The sequence below is a fragment of the Antribacter gilvus genome, assembly GCF_003946865.1.
Lineage (GTDB): Bacteria > Actinomycetota > Actinomycetes > Actinomycetales > Cellulomonadaceae > Antribacter > Antribacter gilvus.
This window is the reverse complement of the sequence record NZ_QXTH01000004.1, coordinates 152,139-169,980: the sequence shown is the minus strand read 5'-3', so window position 1 is coordinate 169,980 and position 17,842 is coordinate 152,139. Positions and strand designations below refer to the sequence as shown.

The 17,842-nt window shown below is 71.6% G+C and carries 14 protein-coding genes; 9 read left to right on the top strand and 5 right to left on the bottom strand.

Annotated features, from left to right (window positions below; genetic code table 11):
• The first annotated feature begins 133 nt into the window (after window positions 1–133).
• A complete protein-coding gene (locus D1350_RS08480; RefSeq protein WP_125775560.1) occupies window positions 134–3,892 on the top strand; it encodes a TM0106 family RecB-like putative nuclease in 3,759 nt (1,252 codons plus the stop codon).
• 35 nt (window positions 3,893–3,927) lie between these two features.
• Here the strand turns inward: D1350_RS08480 and D1350_RS08475 are convergent, their stop codons facing one another.
• Together D1350_RS08475 and D1350_RS08470 are read right to left on the bottom strand one after the other, a co-directional pair.
• Window positions 3,928–4,695 carry a hypothetical protein gene (locus D1350_RS08475; protein ID WP_125775559.1) on the bottom strand — a complete coding sequence of 256 codons (768 nt, stop codon included), beginning with the start codon at window positions 4,693–4,695 and terminating at the stop codon, window positions 3,928–3,930.
• 195 nt (window positions 4,696–4,890) lie between these two features.
• Window positions 4,891–5,094: a cold-shock protein gene (locus D1350_RS08470; RefSeq protein WP_125775558.1), complete on the bottom strand. Its 204-nt coding sequence runs from the start codon at window positions 5,092–5,094 to the stop codon at window positions 4,891–4,893.
• 175 nt (window positions 5,095–5,269) lie between these two features.
• Between D1350_RS08470 and D1350_RS08465 the strand changes: the two genes are divergently transcribed.
• The 6 genes from D1350_RS08465 to D1350_RS08440 all read left to right on the top strand — a co-directional run bounded on the left by D1350_RS08465 (window position 5,270) and on the right by D1350_RS08440 (window position 11,307).
• Complete coding sequence (locus D1350_RS08465; RefSeq protein ID WP_125775557.1) at window positions 5,270–6,112, top strand: aldo/keto reductase; 843 nt, start codon at window positions 5,270–5,272, stop codon at window positions 6,110–6,112.
• 259 nt (window positions 6,113–6,371) lie between these two features.
• Window positions 6,372–7,520: a branched-chain amino acid ABC transporter substrate-binding protein gene (locus D1350_RS08460; RefSeq protein WP_125775556.1), complete on the top strand. Its 1,149-nt coding sequence runs from the start codon at window positions 6,372–6,374 to the stop codon at window positions 7,518–7,520.
• Between the two features lie 87 nt (window positions 7,521–7,607).
• Window positions 7,608–8,573, top strand: a complete 966-nt coding sequence (locus tag D1350_RS08455; RefSeq protein ID WP_125775555.1) for a branched-chain amino acid ABC transporter permease — start codon at window positions 7,608–7,610, stop codon at window positions 8,571–8,573.
• The gene (locus D1350_RS08450; protein WP_125775554.1) at window positions 8,570–9,709 is read left to right on the top strand and encodes a branched-chain amino acid ABC transporter permease; all 1,140 of its coding nucleotides are present in this window, start codon (window positions 8,570–8,572) and stop codon (window positions 9,707–9,709) included. Before D1350_RS08455 ends, D1350_RS08450 begins: the two co-directional genes overlap by 4 nt.
• The gene (locus D1350_RS08445; protein ID WP_125775553.1) at window positions 9,702–10,607 is read left to right on the top strand and encodes an ABC transporter ATP-binding protein; all 906 of its coding nucleotides are present in this window, start codon (window positions 9,702–9,704) and stop codon (window positions 10,605–10,607) included. The genes D1350_RS08450 and D1350_RS08445 overlap by 8 nt, the downstream gene beginning before the upstream one ends.
• A complete protein-coding gene (locus D1350_RS08440; protein WP_125775552.1) occupies window positions 10,597–11,307 on the top strand; it encodes an ABC transporter ATP-binding protein in 711 nt (236 codons plus the stop codon). Before D1350_RS08445 ends, D1350_RS08440 begins: the two co-directional genes overlap by 11 nt.
• A gap of 146 nt (window positions 11,308–11,453) precedes the next feature.
• On the opposite strand, the gene D1350_RS08435 is transcribed toward D1350_RS08440, so the two are convergent.
• Window positions 11,454–11,843, bottom strand: coding sequence for a VanZ family protein (locus D1350_RS08435; RefSeq protein ID WP_125775551.1), 390 nt, complete (start codon window positions 11,841–11,843; stop codon window positions 11,454–11,456).
• Between the two features lie 56 nt (window positions 11,844–11,899).
• Here D1350_RS08435 and D1350_RS08430 point away from each other — a divergent pair, with 56 nt between their 5' ends.
• Both D1350_RS08430 and D1350_RS08425 read left to right on the top strand, forming a co-directional pair.
• Entirely contained in the window at window positions 11,900–13,042 is a 1,143-nt protein-coding gene (locus tag D1350_RS08430; protein ID WP_125775550.1) for a threonine aldolase family protein, read from the top strand.
• Between the two features lie 46 nt (window positions 13,043–13,088).
• Window positions 13,089–14,315, top strand: coding sequence for a glycoside hydrolase family 3 N-terminal domain-containing protein (locus tag D1350_RS08425; RefSeq protein ID WP_125775549.1), 1,227 nt, complete (start codon window positions 13,089–13,091; stop codon window positions 14,313–14,315).
• 3 nt (window positions 14,316–14,318) lie between these two features.
• On the opposite strand, the gene D1350_RS08420 is transcribed toward D1350_RS08425, so the two are convergent.
• Window positions 14,319–16,439, bottom strand: a complete 2,121-nt coding sequence (locus tag D1350_RS08420; protein ID WP_240644001.1) for a S9 family peptidase — start codon at window positions 16,437–16,439, stop codon at window positions 14,319–14,321.
• A gap of 174 nt (window positions 16,440–16,613) precedes the next feature.
• Window positions 16,614–17,834 carry an MFS transporter gene (locus D1350_RS08415; protein ID WP_125775547.1) on the bottom strand — a complete coding sequence of 407 codons (1,221 nt, stop codon included), beginning with the start codon at window positions 17,832–17,834 and terminating at the stop codon, window positions 16,614–16,616.
• Window positions 17,835–17,842 lie beyond the last annotated feature (8 nt).

Genomic DNA, 17,842 nt, shown 5'->3' with positions numbered 1-17,842 from the left:
CTCCTTCAGATCGGTGCGGGCCCCACTATCGGCCATGTGGGGCCGTTCGCGCCAGGGGCCACTGGCGCGAACCGGACATTTTTATCGTGTCTTGGGTAGGCGGTGTGTCAGAGGTCACTGGTAGACCTGGGACATGTTCCTCCTGGAGCGGGACCAGCCTGCCACGCTCGTGCACTCGGCCAGTGACCTCGTTGTGGCCGCCGAGTGTGAGCTGCGCCTGCTGCGCCGGATGGACGAGCTGCTCGGCCGGGTCCCGCGCCAGGGTCCCACAGAGGACGAGATGCTGGCTCGCACGGCGGAGCTGGGGGCCGCGCACGAGGCCAGGGTGCTCGACGACCTTGTGGCCCGCTACGGCCGGTCCGACGGGCTCGGCCCGGGGGTGTACGAGGTGCCGCCGGCCGGGCGCACCACCGCCGAGCGGCTCGGGGAGGCGCACGACGCCACGCTCGTGGCGATCGAGGCCGGCGTCGACGTGGTCTATCAGGCCAGCTTCTTCGACGGCAGCTTCTACGGCCGGGCCGACTTCCTGGTCCGCGAGGACCTCCCGGGCCGCGAGACCCGAGGCGTCCGCACGCCCCGGTACGCGGTGCACGACACCAAGCTCGCCCGCCGCGCCAAGGTCACGGCGCTGCTGCAGCTCGCCGCCTACGCGGACCAGCTGCGCGCCGCGCACGTCGACCCCACCGAGCACGTGCACCTCGTGCTGGGCACGGGTGTGCCGTCGTCGCACCGCCTCGCCGACCTGCTGCCCCTGCTCCGGCAGAGGCGTGAGCGGATGCTCGCGATCCTCTCCGAGCACGTGACCGACGACGCCCCGGCCGCCTGGGGGGACGAGCGGTACCGGGCCTGTGGTCGCTGCGAGGTCTGTGCCGCTGAGGCGGAGGCGCACCGGGACGTCCTCACGGTGGGCGGCGTCTATGTGACGCAGCAGGCGCGCCTCGCCTCGGCGGGAATCCGCACCATCGACGAGCTGGCGGTGGCGCAGGAGGCGCCCGAGGGGATGTCGGCGGGTGCGTTCGACGGCCTGCGCCTGCAGGCCCGCCTGCAGCTCGGCGTCGAGCAGGGCCATGGGTCGGTACCTGTGGAGGGCGGGGAGCTGCGGTGGCTGCTGACGTCGCCACAGGCGGTCGACCGCCTGCCCCCGGCCGACGAGGGGGACGTGTTCTTCGACTTCGAGGGCGACCCGCTGTGGGAGGACCCGGGCCGCGCCTACGGGCTCGACTACCTCTTCGGCCTGGTGGTGCGCTCCGGCAGCGAGTGGACGGAGGCGCCGGGCGCGCGGACGGTGTGGCGCGCCCCAGCGGGATCGCCGCCCTTCGTGGGCTTCTGGGCCGACGACCTGGAGCAGGAGAAGCAGGCGCTCGTCGACTTCGTGGACTACCTGCGTCGTCGCCGTGAGCGGTACCCAGGCCTGCACGTCTACCACTACGCGCCCTACGAGAAGACGCACCTGCTCTCGCTCGCAGCCCGGCACGGCGTCTGCGAGGAGGCTGTGGACGACCTGCTGCGCGAGGGCGTCCTCGTCGACCTCTTCGCCGTGGTGCGGCAGAGCGTGCGGATCTCGGGCCGGTCCCGCTCCATCAAGAAGCTCGAGCCGCTCTACATGGGGCAGAAGCGCACGGGCGAGGTGACCGACGGCGGGGCCTCCGTGGTCGCGTTCGCGACCTACACGGCGCACCGGGAGGCCGGTGAGGTCGCCGCGGCGGAGGACCTGCGGACAGCCATCACCGAGTACAACCGGTACGACTGCGACTCCACGCTCGAGCTGCTCGGCTGGCTCCGCCGGGCGAGGGCGCAGGTGTACGGGTCTCCACCGGCACACCCGCAGGCGGTGACGCTCGACGACCGCATCGACAGGCAGGCGGGCACGGACGTGGAGGGGGACGCCACGCCGGTCCGGCCCCCCAACGAGGCCAGGGTGCGCCGCGAGGCCCTCGAGACGGCGGTGCGGGAACGGGTGTCCGTCCGCGACGCCGAGCGACGAGCCGAGGGCGTGGACGAGCGGGACGCCGACACGCGGGCGCTGGCCGTGCTGGGGGCGGCGGTGAACTACTACCGCCGGGAGGAGAAGCCCTTCTGGCAGGCCCACTTCGCCCGGCTCGAGCAGCCGGTGGACGAGTGGCCCAGCCGCAGGTCCTGGTTCCACGTGGAACGCTCCGAGGTGGTCACCCCGTGGGCCTCGCAGGAGGGCCGCCAGTCGCGGGGCCGGGTGGTCGCGCTCGAAGGGCGGCTCGCCGAGGGGGCTGAGCTCGGGGTCGGGGCCACCGTGAACGTGCTCTACGAGCCGCCGCTGCCCGCGGCTCTGGGGGAGCCGGGACCCGGGGCGTTCCGGGTGTGCCACTCGCGGGCGGAGATCCTCGCGGTCGCCCCGCACCCGCACGACCCTGCCCTCTCGGTCCTGACGGTCGCGGAACGGCTGCCCCGCCGCCTTCCCGACGGGCTCGCGGTCGAGGACGCCTGCTACGACAACCCGCCGATGGCGCTCGCCGTCGCGGCGGGCCCACGGCACGACGCACAGGAGCAGTCTGTCGAGGACACGGCCCGCGAGGCGCTCGACGTGTGGGACCGCACCGGCGGCCTCCCGCGCAACGCCGTGACGGACCTGCTGCGGCGGGTCCCGCCGACACTGGTGGCGGGAGGCGCCCTGCCGCGGCCGGAGCATCCCGGCGCGGGAGGCGCCGTGGACCCGCTCGCCGAGGCCGTCTACCAGGCCGCGCTCCGGCTCGACCGCACCACCCTGGCCGTACAGGGCCCGCCCGGGACCGGAAAGACCCACGTGAGCTCGCACGTCATCGCCCGGCTGGTCAGCGAGCACGGGATGCGGGTCGGAGTCGTCGCCCAGTCGCACTCTGCCGTGGAGAACCTCCTCCGGGCGGTGGTCGGCAAGGCGGGGCTCCCGGCGGAACGCGTCGCGAAGAAGAAGCGAACGGGTACGGCTGCGGAGGTCGGCACGCCGGTCCCCTGGACGGAGCTCGGCAACGCGGAGCTGGCGGCGTTCGCCGAGGCGCACCGCGCCGACGGGTGCGTGGTGGGCGGCACCGCCTGGGACTTCGCCGACGCGCGCAGGTGGCCCACGGAGGGTCTCGACCTGCTCGTCGTGGACGAGGCCGGTCAGTTCGCGCTCGCGGACGCCGTGGCAGTCGGCCGAGCGGCGCGGAACCTGCTGCTCCTCGGCGATCCACAGCAGCTTCCACAGGTCAGCCAGGGCCTGCACCCCGAGGGTGTGGAGGGATCGGCGCTCGGGTGGGTGGCCGGCGGCCACGACGTGCTCCCCGCCCACCTGGGGTACTTCCTCGACGTGTCGTGGCGGATGCACCCCGACCTGTGCGCCGCGGTCTCCCGCCTGTCCTACGAGGACCGGCTCGCCGCCCACCCCAGAGCGGCCCGCAGGACGCTCGACGGGGTGCCGTCGGGGGTGCGCACCGTGCGGGTCCCGCACGCCGGCAACGTCGTGGCCTCGCCCGAGGAGGCGGCCGAGGTGGTCCGGCAGGTACAGGCGGTCGTGGGCCGCGGCTGGCGGGACGACGATGCGCCCTCACGGCCCCTCGAGGCACAGGACGTCATCGTCGTGGCGCCGTACAACGCCCAGGTCACGACAGTGCGGCGGGCGCTCGCCGACGCTGGTCTCGGCAGCACGGAGGTGGGGACCGTCGACCTCTTCCAGGGCCGGGAGGCGCCCGTCGTCGTCGTGACGCTCGCGGCCTCCTCGCCGCACGACGTCACGCGGGGGATGGGCTTCCTCCTCGACCGGCACCGCATCAACGTGGCGGTGTCGCGGGGCCAGTGGTGCGCCGTCGTGGTGCACTCACCGGACCTCACCGAGTTCTGGCCGCACACCGTCGAGGGCGCCGAGGACCTGGGCGCGTTCCTCGCGCTGACAGGCCGGGCCTGACGGTCCACCCGTCGGCCCGGCCGTAGCGATCCGACCTAGAAGTCCCCGCCGCCGAAGTCCCCGCCGAAGTCGCCCCCGCCGAAGTCGCCGCCGAAGTCGCCTCCGCCGAACCCGCCGCCGTCGCCCTCGGCCGCGACGTCGCCGGCCCCAGCGTCGGCGCCCGGGTCAGCACCGGGGTCAGCACCGGGGTCGCCCTCGGCGCCCGCCTCCGTCCCGGCCTCGCCACCGGCGAAGTCCTGGCCCGGGTCACCGAACTCGGGCCCGAACATCGCGTCCGCGATCGCCGAGCCGATCACGACACCGGCGATCGTGCCGAGCAGGCTCCCGCCCACCATGGCGCCGAATCCCGGCCCGCCGCCGCCGAACCCGCCCTGCGCCCCGGGCCGCCCCTGACCGCCGAACGTGTTCAGCAGGGTCCCGGGGTTGCGCACCTCCGCGCGCGTCGCCATGCGGGCGAGCGAGCGCGGGTCGTCCGCCGTCGTGCGCTCGGACTGGGGAACCTGCTCGGACAGCTGGGTGAGCACCTGGCGGCGCTGCTCAGGGGTGAGGTTTGCGAACGCCTCGGCGTGCGCCTCCTCGACGGCGTCCGGCGGCGCCGTGCGCAGGAGGTACTTGTAGCGCTCGACGGCGACCTCGTCCTCGCTGCGGCCGGTTGCCGCGGCGGAACCGTAGGCGGGAGCGTCCTGCGGCTGGTAGGCAACCCGCCGGTCTGCGCCGGTCGTGCTGTCGCGGCCCGTCGTGCGGTCTCCGCCCGTCGTGCTGTCGCGCGGCTCGCGCCCGAGAAGTCGGTCGAGGAAGCCCATGGTCGTGCCCTTCGTGAAGGCTCGCCGGTCGGCGAGACGGCCTGCCTACTGTGGAACGCCCTCCGGACGCGCGGGGTTCCCCACCCCGCTCCGGTCAGGAGCACCCCGCTCCGGTCAGGAGCGCCCGCACCAGCCTCCCGGACATAGCAACGGCCCGCACCTTCCGAAGAAGGTGCGGGCCGTCGGCGCTCAGGGTCAGACGGGGCGGATGTTCTCCGCCTGCAGGCCCTTGGGGCCCTGCTTCACGTCGAACTCGACACGCTGGTTCTCCTCCAGCGTGCGGTACCCGTTGGACTGGATGGCGCTGAAGTGCGCGAACACGTCGGCGCTGCCGTCCTCGGGGGCGATGAAGCCAAAGCCCTTCTCGGCGTTGAACCACTTGACGGTTCCGAAAGCCATAACTGCTCCTTGCAAGAGGCGACGACCCCGACCTTCGGAGTCGTACATCACGGTGTCGTCGTCATCTCTCGGAAGAACGATCGAGGCACTGCAATGACTCAAGCGTACCCGGTCCGGCCCTCGGCGTCCCGGTCTAATCGTGATCATCTTGCACGCAGGGTGTTAGAAAGGTGCCATGACGGTGCCACAGATCTCCTTGAACAACGGTGTCAGCGTCCCCCAGGTGGGGCTCGGCGTCTTCCAGGTGCCGGACGACAGTACGCAGGTCACGGTCGAAAAGGCGCTGGAGCTGGGCTACCGCCACGTCGATACTGCCGCCGGCTACTACAACGAAGCGGGCGTCGGTGCAGCCGTGCGCGCGTCGGGTCTGCCGCGAGAAGAGTTGTTCGTCACCACCAAGCTCCGCAACGGTGACCAGGGTTACGAGAGCGCCCTCCGCGCCTTCGAGGACAGCCGCCGTGCCCTCGGTCTGGACGTCGTCGACCTGTACCTCATCCACTGGCCGGTCCCCAGCAAGGACCTCTACGTGGAGACGTGGCGGGCGTTCGAGAAGCTGTACGCGGAGGGGGCAGTCCGGGCGATCGGAGTGTCCAACTTCCTCCCCGACCACCTCGACCGCCTGCTGGCGGAGAGCGAGGTCGTGCCGGCCGTGAACCAGATCGAGATCCACCCGACGTACCGCCAGCCCGCGACGGTCGAGTCCGGCCTCCGGCACGGCATCGTGCCGGAGGCGTACTCGCCCCTGGGCCGGGGGCAGGACCTCGAGGCGGCCGCCGTCACGGCGGTCGCCACGGAGCTCGGGATCACCCCGGCGCAGGTCGTCCTGCGCTGGCACGTGCAGCACGGTGCGATCGTCATCCCGAAGTCGGTCAACCCCGAACGGATGGCGACGAACATCGATCTGTTCTCGTTCGACCTCTCGGACGACCACATGGCCCAGATCGACGCCCTGCACCGCGACGACGCCCGGATCGCCTCCGACCCGGCGACGGCGGCCTTCACCCAGTTCAGGAGCTGAACACCCGTGGACACGGGATGGCACAGCCCTCACCAGGGACGGCACCGTCACCTGTTTCCCAAGGACAGTCCGCCGGGCTTGTAGCACAGGTCACATCATCGTAACGATGTGGTCCGCGTGACGGACGCGACACACGAACGTCACACAAGGTGGTTACTTTCAGCGATCACGGCGCGGGCAACGGATCCTCGTCGCGATCGGTGCGTCAACGGTGCGTCGTCCGCCAACCCAGGACGACATGACAGGAAGTAGGAGAACCTTGAGGCGGAACACTCTGTTTGCGGCGGGCGCACTGACGCTCGCCGTTGCGCTGACCGCATCAGCCTGTGGCACGGTCGAGACCGGCGGCGGCGGGGGCGGGGGCACCGAGGGCGAGTGCGCGATCAAGGTCGGCGTGATGGGCGCTCTCTCGGGAGCCAACGCCGGCATCGTCATCCCGTCGGTGAACGGCGCCAAGCTCGCGCTGAAGGAGTACCAGGAGACCGACCCCGAGTGCGCCGTCGAGCTCATCGAGTTCGACACCGAGGGCGACCCGGCCAAGGCCACCCCCGTCGCGACCCAGATGTCGACGGACGAGTCCTTCCTCGGCGTCATCGGTGGTGCGTTCTCCGGCGAGACGCGCGCCACCAAGGCGATCTTCGACGACTCCGGCCTGACGATGATCAGCCAGTCGGCCACCGCGACCGACCTGACGCAGGAGGAGCCGGCTGACGTGTTCCACCGCGTCGTCGGCCACGACCTGGTCCAGGGCACCGCGATCGCCAACTACGTCGGCGAGACGCTCGGCGCTTCCAAGGTCTTCGTCGTGGACGACTCCACCGCCTACGGCGAGCCGCTCGCGGGCAAGATCAAGGAGATCCTCGGCGACAAGGTCGCCGCGACCGACAAGACGCAGGAGAAGCAGACCGACTTCTCCGCCGTCGTCGGCAAGATCAAGGGCGCCCAGCCCGACGCCGTCGTCTACGCGGGCTACGCCGCCGAGGCCGGCCCGTTCCTCAAGCAGCTGCGTGACGCCGGCGTGACCGTGCCGTTCGTCGGTGGCGACGGCCTCTACGGCGTCGACTTCCCCAAGGCTGCCGGCGAGGCCGCCGAGGGCGCCATCGTCACCTGCCCCTGCGTCCCGGTCGAGGGCACCTTCGCCGAGGACTACGAGGCCGAGTTCGGCGAGGCCGCCGGTGCGTACGCCGGTGAGGGCTACGACGCGATGAACATCTTCCTCGAGGCCTTCGCGGCGGGGAACACCACGCGCGAGGACGTCGAGGCGTTCGTCGACGCGTACGAGGGTGAGGGTCTGACCAAGACCTACAAGTTCGACGAGGTCGGCGACGTCGACCAGGCGAACGTGACCGTGTGGTCCTACAAGGTCGAGGGCGGCGTGCTCGTCCCCGACCAGGAGATCAAGCAGTAGCAAGCCACTGCGTCGAGTACCGGTGGGGCGGCGAGGTCTACCTCGCCGCCCCACCGGTACGTTAACGGACCATTCGGAGACAAACTTATGGACTTCACGAACCTCATCGAGGGGCTCGCGGGATTTACGGTCGATGGCCTGACCAAGGGATCGATCTACGCGCTCGTCGCCCTGGGCTACACCCTGGTGTACGGCGTGCTGCGACTCATCAACTTCGCGCACTCCGAGGTGTTCATGGTGGGCGCCTGGACGGTGCTCGGCGTGTACACGGCGGTCGGTGCCCACTCCGGCGTCGGCGTCTGGCTGGCGATCGGGATCACCCTCCTCGCCGGCCTCGTCGCGGCCCTCGTGTCGGCAGGTACCGCGCTCGTCGTCGAGCGGGTCGCCTACCGTCCGCTGCGCAACAAGAACGCGCCGCCACTCATCGTGCTGATCACGGCGATCGGCTGCTCGCTCGTGCTCGTCGAGATCTTCGGCCATGCGCTGCGGGTCTTCTTCGGTGCCCCCTTCGGCCGGTCCGCCGTGAACATCCCGACGGTCGTGCCGACGCGCGAGGTGTTCACGATCGGCAACTTCAACATGAGCAACATCGACCTGATCGTGATTCTCGCGGCGGTCGGGATGATGGTGGCCCTGGACCTGTTCGTGAACAAGTCCCGCCTCGGCCGCGGTGTCCGGGCCGTCGCCCAGGACCCCGACACGGCCTCGCTCATGGGTGTCAACAAGAACAACGTCATCATGCTGGTCTTCATCATCGGTGGTGTGGCGGCCGGTCTCGCGGCGCTCCTGCACACGATGAAGTACGACTTCGCCAAGTTCGACATGGGCTTCCTGATCGGCATCAAGGCGTTCACGGCTGCCGTGCTCGGCGGCATCGGCAACCTGCGGGGCGCGCTCGTGGGTGGCCTGCTGCTGGGGGTGTGCGAGGTCTACTCCTCGGCCCTCATCAGCTCGAACTGGGAGGACGTGACGGCATTCGTCATCCTTGTCGTCGTCCTCATGTTCCGTCCCACCGGCATCCTCGGTGAGTCCCTCGGGAAGGCTCGCGCATGACCGACACCACGCCCCAGAAGTCCGTGCTGAAGAGGGTCGCGGCCGTCCCGTCGTTGCTCGGCGGCGCCCCCCAGTGGGTGAAGGTCCCGCTGATCCTGCTGGTGCTCTCGTTCTGCGTGTACCTGCCGTTCCTCAACATCCTGCCGTTCGCCTACATCCGGACGGACCTTCGTCCCAACGGGTCCGACTGGTCCACCGTGCTCTTCACGATCGCGCTCTACATGATCGTGGCGGTCGGTCTGAACGTCGTCATCGGCTGGGCGGGCCTGCTCGACCTCGGCTATGTCGGCTTCTACGCCGTCGGCGCCTACTCGATCGCGCTCTTCGGCTCGCCCGCCTCGCCCGTGACCAAGGCGATCGCGGCGCAGTTCGGCCTGCCGGAAGGCTGGTCGATGGCCTTCGCGGCCTGTATCCCGCTGGCCATCTGCATCGCCCTGATCGCGGGGGTCATCCTCGGCGCGCCCACCCTGCGCCTGCGCGGTGACTACCTGGCCATCGTGACGATGGGCTTCGGCGAGATCATCCGTATCGTCATGCGCAACTCGACGTGGACGGGTGGCCCGGCCGGCATCATCGCGGTCCCGGAGCCCCCGGCGGCGGACGAGGACTTCTTCAACACGATCGACGTGCACCGCTGGTACTGGCTCGCCCTCGCAGTCCTCGTCATCCTCATCTGGCTCATGCGCCGCCTCGAGCACAGCAGGGTCGGCCGCGCCTGGCTCGCTATCCGCGAGGACGAGGACGCCGCGGCGGTGATGGGCGTCAACGCGTTCAAGTACAAGCTGTGGGCGTTCGCCATCGGCGCGTCGCTCGGCGCGATCGCCGGCCTGCTCTTCGCGAGCAAGCAGGCGTACGTGGAGCCGAACGGCTTCCAGCTGAACCTGTCGTTCCTCTTCGTCGCGATGGTCGTCATCGGCGGCTCCGGCAACATCTGGGGGGCGCTGTTCGGTGCCTTCCTGATCACGTACCTGCCGGAGCGATTCCGCGAGTTCGAGTCGTGGCGCCCGCTGGCGTTCGGCGTCGCGCTCGTCGCGATCATGGTCCTGCGCCCGCAGGGCCTCTTCCCCAACCGTCGTCGGGCCCGTGAGCTCGAGGACCGCAAGCACGAGGCAGAGGAGGCTGCAGCTGATGCCTGAGCAGACCATCCCTGAGTCCACGTCCGTCCAGGACGCGCCCATCAGCGACAGTGAGGTGCTGCTCACGGTCGACCACGTGACGCTCCGCTTCGGCGGCGTCGTCGCGCTGAACGACGTCGACTTCGAGATCCGCACCGGGGAGATCCTCGGCCTGATCGGCCCCAACGGGGCCGGGAAGACGACGTGCTTCAACGCGATGACGGGCGTCTACAAGCCCACGTCGGGAAGCATCACGTTCGACGGCACCCAGATCGCGGGGAGCAAGCCTCACCAGATCACCGCGCTGGGCATCGCGCGCACGTTCCAGAACATCCGCCTCTTCCCGGAGATGTCGGCGCTCGAGAACGTGATGGTGGGCTGCGACGCACGGAACAAGACCTCCGTGCTCGGCGCCCTGTTCCGGATGTACCGGATCTGGGGCCTGCCCGAGGAGGACCTGCCTCGCAACCCGGTCAGGCGTGCCCTCGCCAAGGTGATCGGCGTCAGCCGCCACGAGGTCGAGGAGCGGCGCAGCCGCCGCAAGTCGTGGGAGCTCCTCCGGTTCGTCGGCATCGCCGACCGCGCCGACGAGCTCTCCCGCAACCTCCCGTACGGGTACCAGCGCAGGCTGGAGATCGCCCGCGCGCTGGCGACGGACCCGAAGCTGCTCTGCCTGGACGAGCCGGCGGCCGGCTTCAACCCGGCGGAGAAGGAGGACCTCATGGGCCTCATCCGCCGCATCCGCGACCGTGGCCTCACCGTCCTGCTCATCGAGCACGACATGAGGCTGGTCATGGGCGTGACGGACCGCATCGTGGTCCTCGAGTTCGGCTCGAAGATCGCCGAGGGTGCTCCGGCCGTGGTCGCCCGCGACCCGAAGGTCATCGCTGCTTACCTGGGAGAGCCAGATGCTGCTTGAGGTCAAGGACATCGTCCTCAACTACGGGAAGATCGAGGCCCTGCACGGGCTCTCGCTCGAGGTCGGCGAGGGCGAGGTGGTCTCCCTCATCGGGGCCAACGGCGCCGGCAAGACGTCGACCATGCGGGCGATCTCGGGCGTGCGTGGCGTGTCGTCGGGGCAGATCAGCTTCAACGGCGAGAACGTCACGAACCTCCGCGCCGACCAGCGCATGCGGAAGGGTCTCGTCCTCGCGCCCGAGGGCCGTGGCGTGTTCCCCGGCATGACGGTGGTGGAGAACCTCGAGATGGGCGCCTACACCCGGCGTGACCGGGCAGCGATCCTGTCCGACTTCGAGCGCGTCTTCGAGCTGTTCCCGCGGCTCTCGGAGCGCAAGAAGCAGGTTGCCGGGACCATGTCCGGCGGTGAGCAGCAGATGCTGTCGATCGGCCGTGCGCTGATGTCGCGGCCGAAGCTGCTCCTGCTCGACGAGCCGTCGATGGGCCTGGCGCCGATGCTCATCCAGCAGATCTTCTCGATCATCCGGGAGATCGCCCAGCAGGGCACCACGATCCTCGTGGTCGAGCAGAACGCCAAGCAGGCGCTGACCCTCGCGGACCGCGCCTACGTGCTGGAGACGGGCAACATCGTCAAGACAGGCAAGGGCTCGGACCTCCTGACGGACACGAGCATCCGTGAGGCGTACCTGGGCGTCGCCTAACCTCGCCTGGTGCCCGACGCCGGGGCCGCGCCTTCCGTACGGAAGGCGCGGCACCGGCGCCCTCACCCCCCGAAGTCCTTGCTTCGCTGCGGAACTTCGCGGGGGCCCCAGGGCGCCTCCGGCGTCGGGCACCTTTGTGCCCGGGGTCAGCGGCGCCGTACGCGGGCCGCGAGCACGACGACCAGCGTGCCCAGCGCGGCGCCCGCGGTGTTGAGGACGACGTCCTGGACGGTCGGGAACCGGCCGGGGATCAGGTGCTGCGTCAGCTCGATCGCGAGAGAGAACGCGCCGCCCGCGGCGGCGACTGCCCACGGCCGCTGGGCGAGCAGGACCCCCAGGACGCCGAACGGCACGAAGAGGGCCACGTTGGCGAGCGCCTCGATCACGGGGAACGTCGTGTGCAGCCCGAGCGCGTCGAGGATCTTCAGGCCGAGGCGGCCCCAGGCGGGGACGTCGGTGGTGGACGGGGCGGGCGTCATCGTCGCCACCAGGACCGCTGCCACGTACAACCCGGAGACCCACCGCAGCACGCGCACGCCCCGACCCTAAGCCCTCTTCGCTGTGGGTCGTCGCTGTGGGGGAGAATCGGGGCGTGCAGCACTTTGCCTCCGACAACTACGCCAGCGTCCACCCCGAGGTCATGGCCGCGATCGCCGCAGCGAACGACGGCCCGGCCGTCGCCTACGGGGACGACCCCGTCACGGAGCGCCTCGGGGAGCGCGTCCGCGAGGTCTTCGGCGACCGGGCCGTCGCCTTCCCCGTCATCAACGGCACGGGGGCGAACGTCATCTCGCTGATGGCGGTGACCCCCCGCTGGGGTGGTGTCGTCGCGAGCGACGTGGCGCACGTCAACACCGACGAGAACGGCGCTCCCGAGAGGGTGGGCGGGCTCAAGGTCCTGGCGTCGCCCTCCGTCGACGGGCGGCTCGCGCCCGACGCGCTCGACCGCTGGGCCGGCGACCGCGGCGACGTGCACCGCGCGCAGCCGGTGGTCCTGTCGATCACACAGAGCACGGAGCTCGGCACGGTCTACTCCGTGGCCCACCTCAAGGAGCTCGCCGACGCGGCGCACGCCCTCGGCATGAGGGTGCACCTCGACGGGTCGCGCCTCGCGAACGCCGCCGCCGCACTGGGCACCGGCCTGCGCGAGCTGACGACCGACGTGGGCGTGGACATCCTCTCGCTCGGCGCCGCCAAGATCGGCGGCATGATCGGCGAGGCGGTCGTGGTGCTGTCCGAGCCGTGGGGTGAGGGCGGCGCCACGACCGCCCCCGGCGCGCCGCGCAGCGCCGCGGAGGCCGTGCCGTTCCTCCGCAAGGCGACGATGCAGCTCGCGTCGAAGTCCCGGTTCGTGTCGGCGCAGCTGCTGGCCGTGCTCGGCGAGCCCGGCAGCCCCACGGGCGACGGGCTGCACGACGGGCTCGGCGAGGGCCCGTCGGGGAGCCCGCTGTGGCTGCGCAACGCCGCCCACGCGAATGCGATGGCCGCCCGGCTGCGCGCCGGCGTCGAGAGCGTGGGTGCCGACGTCGTCCGGGTCACCCGGCCCACCGACGCGAACGCCGTGTTCGCCACCCTGCCCCGGCCGGTCGCCGACCGGCTGCGGACGGACTACCGCTTCTACGACTGGGCCGCGGGGGAGACCCCGGACCGGGTCGAGGTGCGGTGGATGTGCTCCTGGGACACGTCCGAGGAGCAGGTCGACGGCTTCCTGACGGCACTGACGGCCCTCCTGTAGCGGCCACGGGGTCGACCCGGGCGCCGGAGGTGGCGACACTGGTCCGATGACCGGTCACATCCACCCCGGTGCCCGGGCGCCCGCGCTGCTCGCTGTCTCCCTCGTCGCGCTCGTCATCGCTCTCGCCGCCTGCGGCGGTCCGTCGGGCACGCCGACGCCGACCCCTGCGGAGCGCCCGTCGCCGTCGGGCAGCGCCGGGCCGACGCAGTCCCCGTCGCCCACGCGGACCCCGTCCCCGTCCCCGTCCCCGCCCGACCCGCTCGCGGGCTGGACGCTCGAGGAGAAGGTGGGCCAGCTGCTCATGGCGGGCGTGGACGTCCAGGCCCAGAACCCCGTGACGGCCGACCTGGTGCGGCAGCACCACGTCGGCAACGTCTTCCTGGCGGGCCGCACACAGGCCGGGCGAGGTGCGGTGGCGGCCCTCACGCAGAGCTTCCGGGACCTCGTGGGCCAGGGTGTCACGCACGGGACGCCGCTCCTGGTCGCGACCGACCAGGAGGGCGGTCTCGTCCAGGTGCTCCGCGGGGACGGGTTCTCCGAGGTCCCGCGTGCGACGGAGCAGGCCGCGCTCGACCCCGCGGTGCTGCAGCAGCATGCTCAGGGCTGGGGGGCCGAGCTGGCGGCAGCGGGCATCAACCTCGATCTGGCGCCGGTCATGGACCTCGTGCCCGCGGGGACGGAGGGGTCCAACGCGCCGGTCGGGTACTTCGCCCGCAACTACGGGACCACCCCGGAGCAGGTGACGGCGTCGGCGAACGCATTCTCGGCCGGGCTGCGGGCGGGAGGCGTCGAGACGGTGATCAAGCACTTCCCGGGGCTGGGCCGGGTCACCGCCAACACGGACGACGCGACGGGCGTCACCGACACGGTCACCGTCCCGGGCGACCCCTCCGTCGGCGTCTTCGCGGCCGGGATCGAGGCGGGGGCGCGCTACGTCATGATGTCGTCGGCCGTCTACACGCAGATCGACCCGGGCGCTCCGGCGGTGTTCAGCCCGGCCGCCGTGTCGCTGCTCCGTGACGATCTGGGCTTCGACGGCGTGATCATGACCGACGACCTGTCCGGTGCCGACCAGGTCGCCGCCTGGTCCCCGGGGGACCGGGCCGTCCTCGCGGTGGCGGCCGGCGTGGACCTCGTGCTCGCCTCGGCCGACGCCACGGTCGTCCCGGAGATGGCGCAGGCCCTCGTCGGGCGTGCCCGGACGGACCCGGCGTTCGCGGCCCGGGTGGACGAGTCGGCGCGCCGGGTCCTGGCGGGCAAGGCCGGCCTGTAGCGGCTACGCCAGCCCGAGCACGTCCAGCGTCCATGCGTGCTCGAACGCGATCTCCTCCCACCGGGCGTACCGGCCGGAGACGCCGCCGTGCCCCGCCGCCATCTCGATCTTCAGCAGCGCGGGCGCGCCCGCCGCGCGGAGGCGGGCCACCCACTTGGCGGGCTCCACGTAGAGCACCCGCGTGTCGTTGAACGACGTCGTGGCGAGGACCCGCGGGTAGTGCGACGCGTCGTCGGGCACGTTCTCGTACGGGGAGTACGCCTTCATGGCGGCGTAGACCTCGGGGTCCTCCAGCGGGTTGCCCCACTCGTCCCACTCCACGACGGTGAGCGGCAGCGTCGCGTCGAGCATCGACGTGAGCGCGTCCACGAACGGCACGTCGGCGATGACGCCGGCGAACGCGTCGGGGGCGAGGTTCAGCGCGGCGCCGACGAGCAGCCCGCCCGCGGAGCCGCCGTCGGCCACGATGCGGTCCGGCGTGGTCCACCCGGCCTCCACGACGTGCCGGGCGCACGCCACGAAGTCGGAGAACGTGTTCGGCTTGCGCAGCAGCTTGCCGTCCTCGTACCAGTGGCGCCCCAGCTCACCGCCACCACGCACGTGCGCGACGGCGAACACGACGCCGCGGTCCAGCAGGCTCAGGCGAGGCACCGTGAAGTACGGGTCGATGCTGGTCTCGTACGCCCCGTACCCGTACAGGAGCAAGGGAGCGGGCTCGCCCGGTACCACCTTGTCGCGGCGCCAGACGAGCGACAGTGGCACGCGCGTGCCGTCGTCGGCCACCGCCCACTCGCGGCGGGAGTCGTACTCGGCGGGGTCGTAGCCGCCCAGGACGGGCTGCTGCTTGAGGAGGGTGCGGGTGCCGGTGGCGACGTCATAGTCGTAGACCGCGGACGGCGTCACGAACGACGTGACCCCCACCCGCAGGTTCGGCTGCTCCCAGACACCCACGCCGGCGCCCACGGTCTCGAGCGGCTCGCCGAACGCGATCTCGTCGAACGCCCACCGGTCGCCCGGCGCGGCGTCCAGCCGCAGCACGCCGCTGCGGCTGATCGCGTCGCGCCGGTAGTGCAGCACCAGGTACCGGGCGCTCGCTGCGACACCCTCCAGGCGCACCGCGGGATCGTGCGGCACGACGACGGACGCCTCACCCGGGGTCACCGTCTCGCCCGGCGCCGGCACAGGCGAGACGACCAGCTCGAAGTTCTCCGCGCCGTCGTTGTGCAGGACGAGCAGGGCGTCGCCCGTCACCGGGGCGCCGTCGGGAAGCACCGCGTGCTCGACCGTGTACTCCACGCCCTCGCGACGGGGCCACACCACGCGGAACTCGCCGGTGGGGTCGTCGGCCTCGAGCAGCCACGACTCGCTCGTCACCTTCGAGCCGAGCTCGATCTGCAGGTACTTCTTGGACCGCGACAGGCCCGCGCCCACCCAGTAGCGCTCGTCCGGCTCCTCGAAGACGACCACGTCGTCCGACGCAGGCGTGCCGAGGCGGTGCCGCCACACCCGGTACGGGCGCCAGGCGTCGTCGAGGGTCAGGTAGAAGACGTGCTGCCCGTCGGGGGCGAAGAACGCGCCGGGAGCCGTGTCGCGCACCTCGTCGGCGAGGGTCTCGCCGGTGGCGAGGTCGCGGACCTTGAGCGTGTAGCGCTCGTCGCCCGCCGTGTCGGTGGCGTACAGGAGGCGGGCGCCGTCGTCGGACACGTCGAGCGCGCCGAGCGAGAAGAAGTCGTGCCCCTCGGCCTCGGCGTTCTGGTCCAGCAGGATCTCCTCGCCGGGGACGGGCTCACCCGGCTCCAGCACGCGGGGGGTCCAGTCGTCCGGCCCGGACACGGCGTACCGCGCGTGGATCGGGTACTGCCGGCCCTCCACCGTGCGGGCGTAGTACCAGTACCCGCCGTCCCGGGAGGGCAGCGAGAGGTCCGTCTCCAGGGTGCGGCCCTTGATCTCCTCGAAGATGGCCGTACGCAGAGGCGCGAGGTGGGCCACCTGCGCGTGCGTCCAGGCGTTCTCCGCCTCGAGGTGTGTCACCACCTCCGGGTCCTCCTTGGCGCGCAGCCACTCGTACTCGTCGGCGAAGTCGTCGCCGTGGTGCGACCGGAGGACAGGCCTGCGCTCGGCCACGGGCGGGGTCGCGGGCGGGGTCGCGGGCGGCGCCGGGTTCGTGGGGGCGGCCGGGGCGGGCGCCGTGTCGGTGGGCTGCGAGGTCTGGTGGGCTGCGGCGTCGGGCACCGTGCCAGGGTACGGCCCTCTCCGCCGCGTCGGTCGCTTGTCGCGGCCCGGCATCCCGCGCGGACCTCACACAGGCTGGGGGACCCGCTGGGAACGGCTGAGCTCCCAGGCGAGCACGCCGCCGGCGAGCAGCACGAAGAACGCCCCCACCACCGGGATGCTCTGCACGCCGACCGAGGCGACGATGCCCGCACCGATGGCTGAGCCGGCCGCGATCCCCACGTTGAAGACCGAGCTGGAGACCGCCGACGCCATCTCGGTACCGCCCGGCGCCACCTGCAGGTTCAGGTGCGAGATGGCGGGCGGTATCGCGCTGAACGCAAACCCGAAGAGGGCCAGCCCGGCGACGGCCAGCGGGGGCACGCCGCCCAGGAGCTGCAGCACCGTGAACGCGACGATCATGAGGCCGAGCGCGATCACCATGGTGGTCCACGGGTGGCGGTCGAGCACCTGGCCCACCACGAACGTGGCCACGAGGCCTGCCAGGCCCTGGCCCAGGAGCAGGAGGCTCAGGTACTGCGGGGCGAACCCGCTGACCTCGAGCAGGAACTGCGTGACGAACGTGATCATGGCGAAGCCGCCGGTCACGAGCAGGCACGTGACGGTCATCAGGACGACGAACCGGCGCATGCTCGGGTGCGTCCCGCGCGAGGTGTCGCTCTGCGTGCCGCCCGCCGGGGGCATGAACGCGGCGACGGCGAGGCACGCGGCGAGGCTCACAGCCGACATGACGAGGAACGACACGCGCCACCCTGCCTGCTGCCCCAGCCAGGTCCCGAACGGGACCCCGAGCATCGGCCCGAGCGAGTTGCCGATCGTGAGGCGGGCGATCATCTTGCCCCGTACGTGCGGCGGGAACATGGCCGCGGCCGCGGGGATGACCACGGCCCAGAACAGGGCCTGGCCCAGAGCCGTCACCACGCGGGCCGCCATCTGGTCCCAGTAGCCGGCGGCCAGCGCCGACCACAGCGAGCCCACCACGCACAGTGCGGTGGTGATCACGAGCACGATGCGGCGGGGGAGCCGCCGGGTGACCATCGCGAGCGGTACCGACGCCAGGACGACCACCGCGGCGTACGCCGTGACCAGCAGCCCGATCTCGGACGTGGTGCGGCCGAGGTCCGGCGCGATCAGCGTGAGCATGCCGCCCGGCAGGTTCTCCGCCGTGACGAAGGTGAATGCCGATACCGAGAGCGCGATCAGCGCGATCAGCGCGCGCCGCTGGTCGGCACGGGAGGAGATCGACGCGTCGGCGGTGGCCGTGAGCTCGGGCGGGGCGGCGGGCATGGTGCTCA

What these genes read in the sequence shown, in the direction of transcription:
- D1350_RS08415 (WP_125775547.1), bottom strand. Translation starts at nt 17,834, where the DNA reads ATGCCCGCCGCCCCGCCCGAGCTCACGGCCACCGCCGACGCGTCGATC.
- D1350_RS08450 (WP_125775554.1), top strand. Translation starts at nt 8,570, where the DNA reads ATGACCGACACCACGCCCCAGAAGTCCGTGCTGAAGAGGGTCGCGGCC.
- D1350_RS08425 (WP_125775549.1), top strand. Translation starts at nt 13,089, where the DNA reads ATGACCGGTCACATCCACCCCGGTGCCCGGGCGCCCGCGCTGCTCGCT.
- D1350_RS08470 (WP_125775558.1), bottom strand. Translation starts at nt 5,094, where the DNA reads ATGGCTTTCGGAACCGTCAAGTGGTTCAACGCCGAGAAGGGCTTTGGC.
- D1350_RS08445 (WP_125775553.1), top strand. Translation starts at nt 9,702, where the DNA reads ATGCCTGAGCAGACCATCCCTGAGTCCACGTCCGTCCAGGACGCGCCC.
- D1350_RS08475 (WP_125775559.1), bottom strand. Translation starts at nt 4,695, where the DNA reads ATGGGCTTCCTCGACCGACTTCTCGGGCGCGAGCCGCGCGACAGCACG.
- D1350_RS08455 (WP_125775555.1), top strand. Translation starts at nt 7,608, where the DNA reads ATGGACTTCACGAACCTCATCGAGGGGCTCGCGGGATTTACGGTCGAT.
- D1350_RS08465 (WP_125775557.1), top strand. Translation starts at nt 5,270, where the DNA reads ATGACGGTGCCACAGATCTCCTTGAACAACGGTGTCAGCGTCCCCCAG.
- D1350_RS08480 (WP_125775560.1), top strand. Translation starts at nt 134, where the DNA reads ATGTTCCTCCTGGAGCGGGACCAGCCTGCCACGCTCGTGCACTCGGCC.
- D1350_RS08440 (WP_125775552.1), top strand. Translation starts at nt 10,597, where the DNA reads ATGCTGCTTGAGGTCAAGGACATCGTCCTCAACTACGGGAAGATCGAG.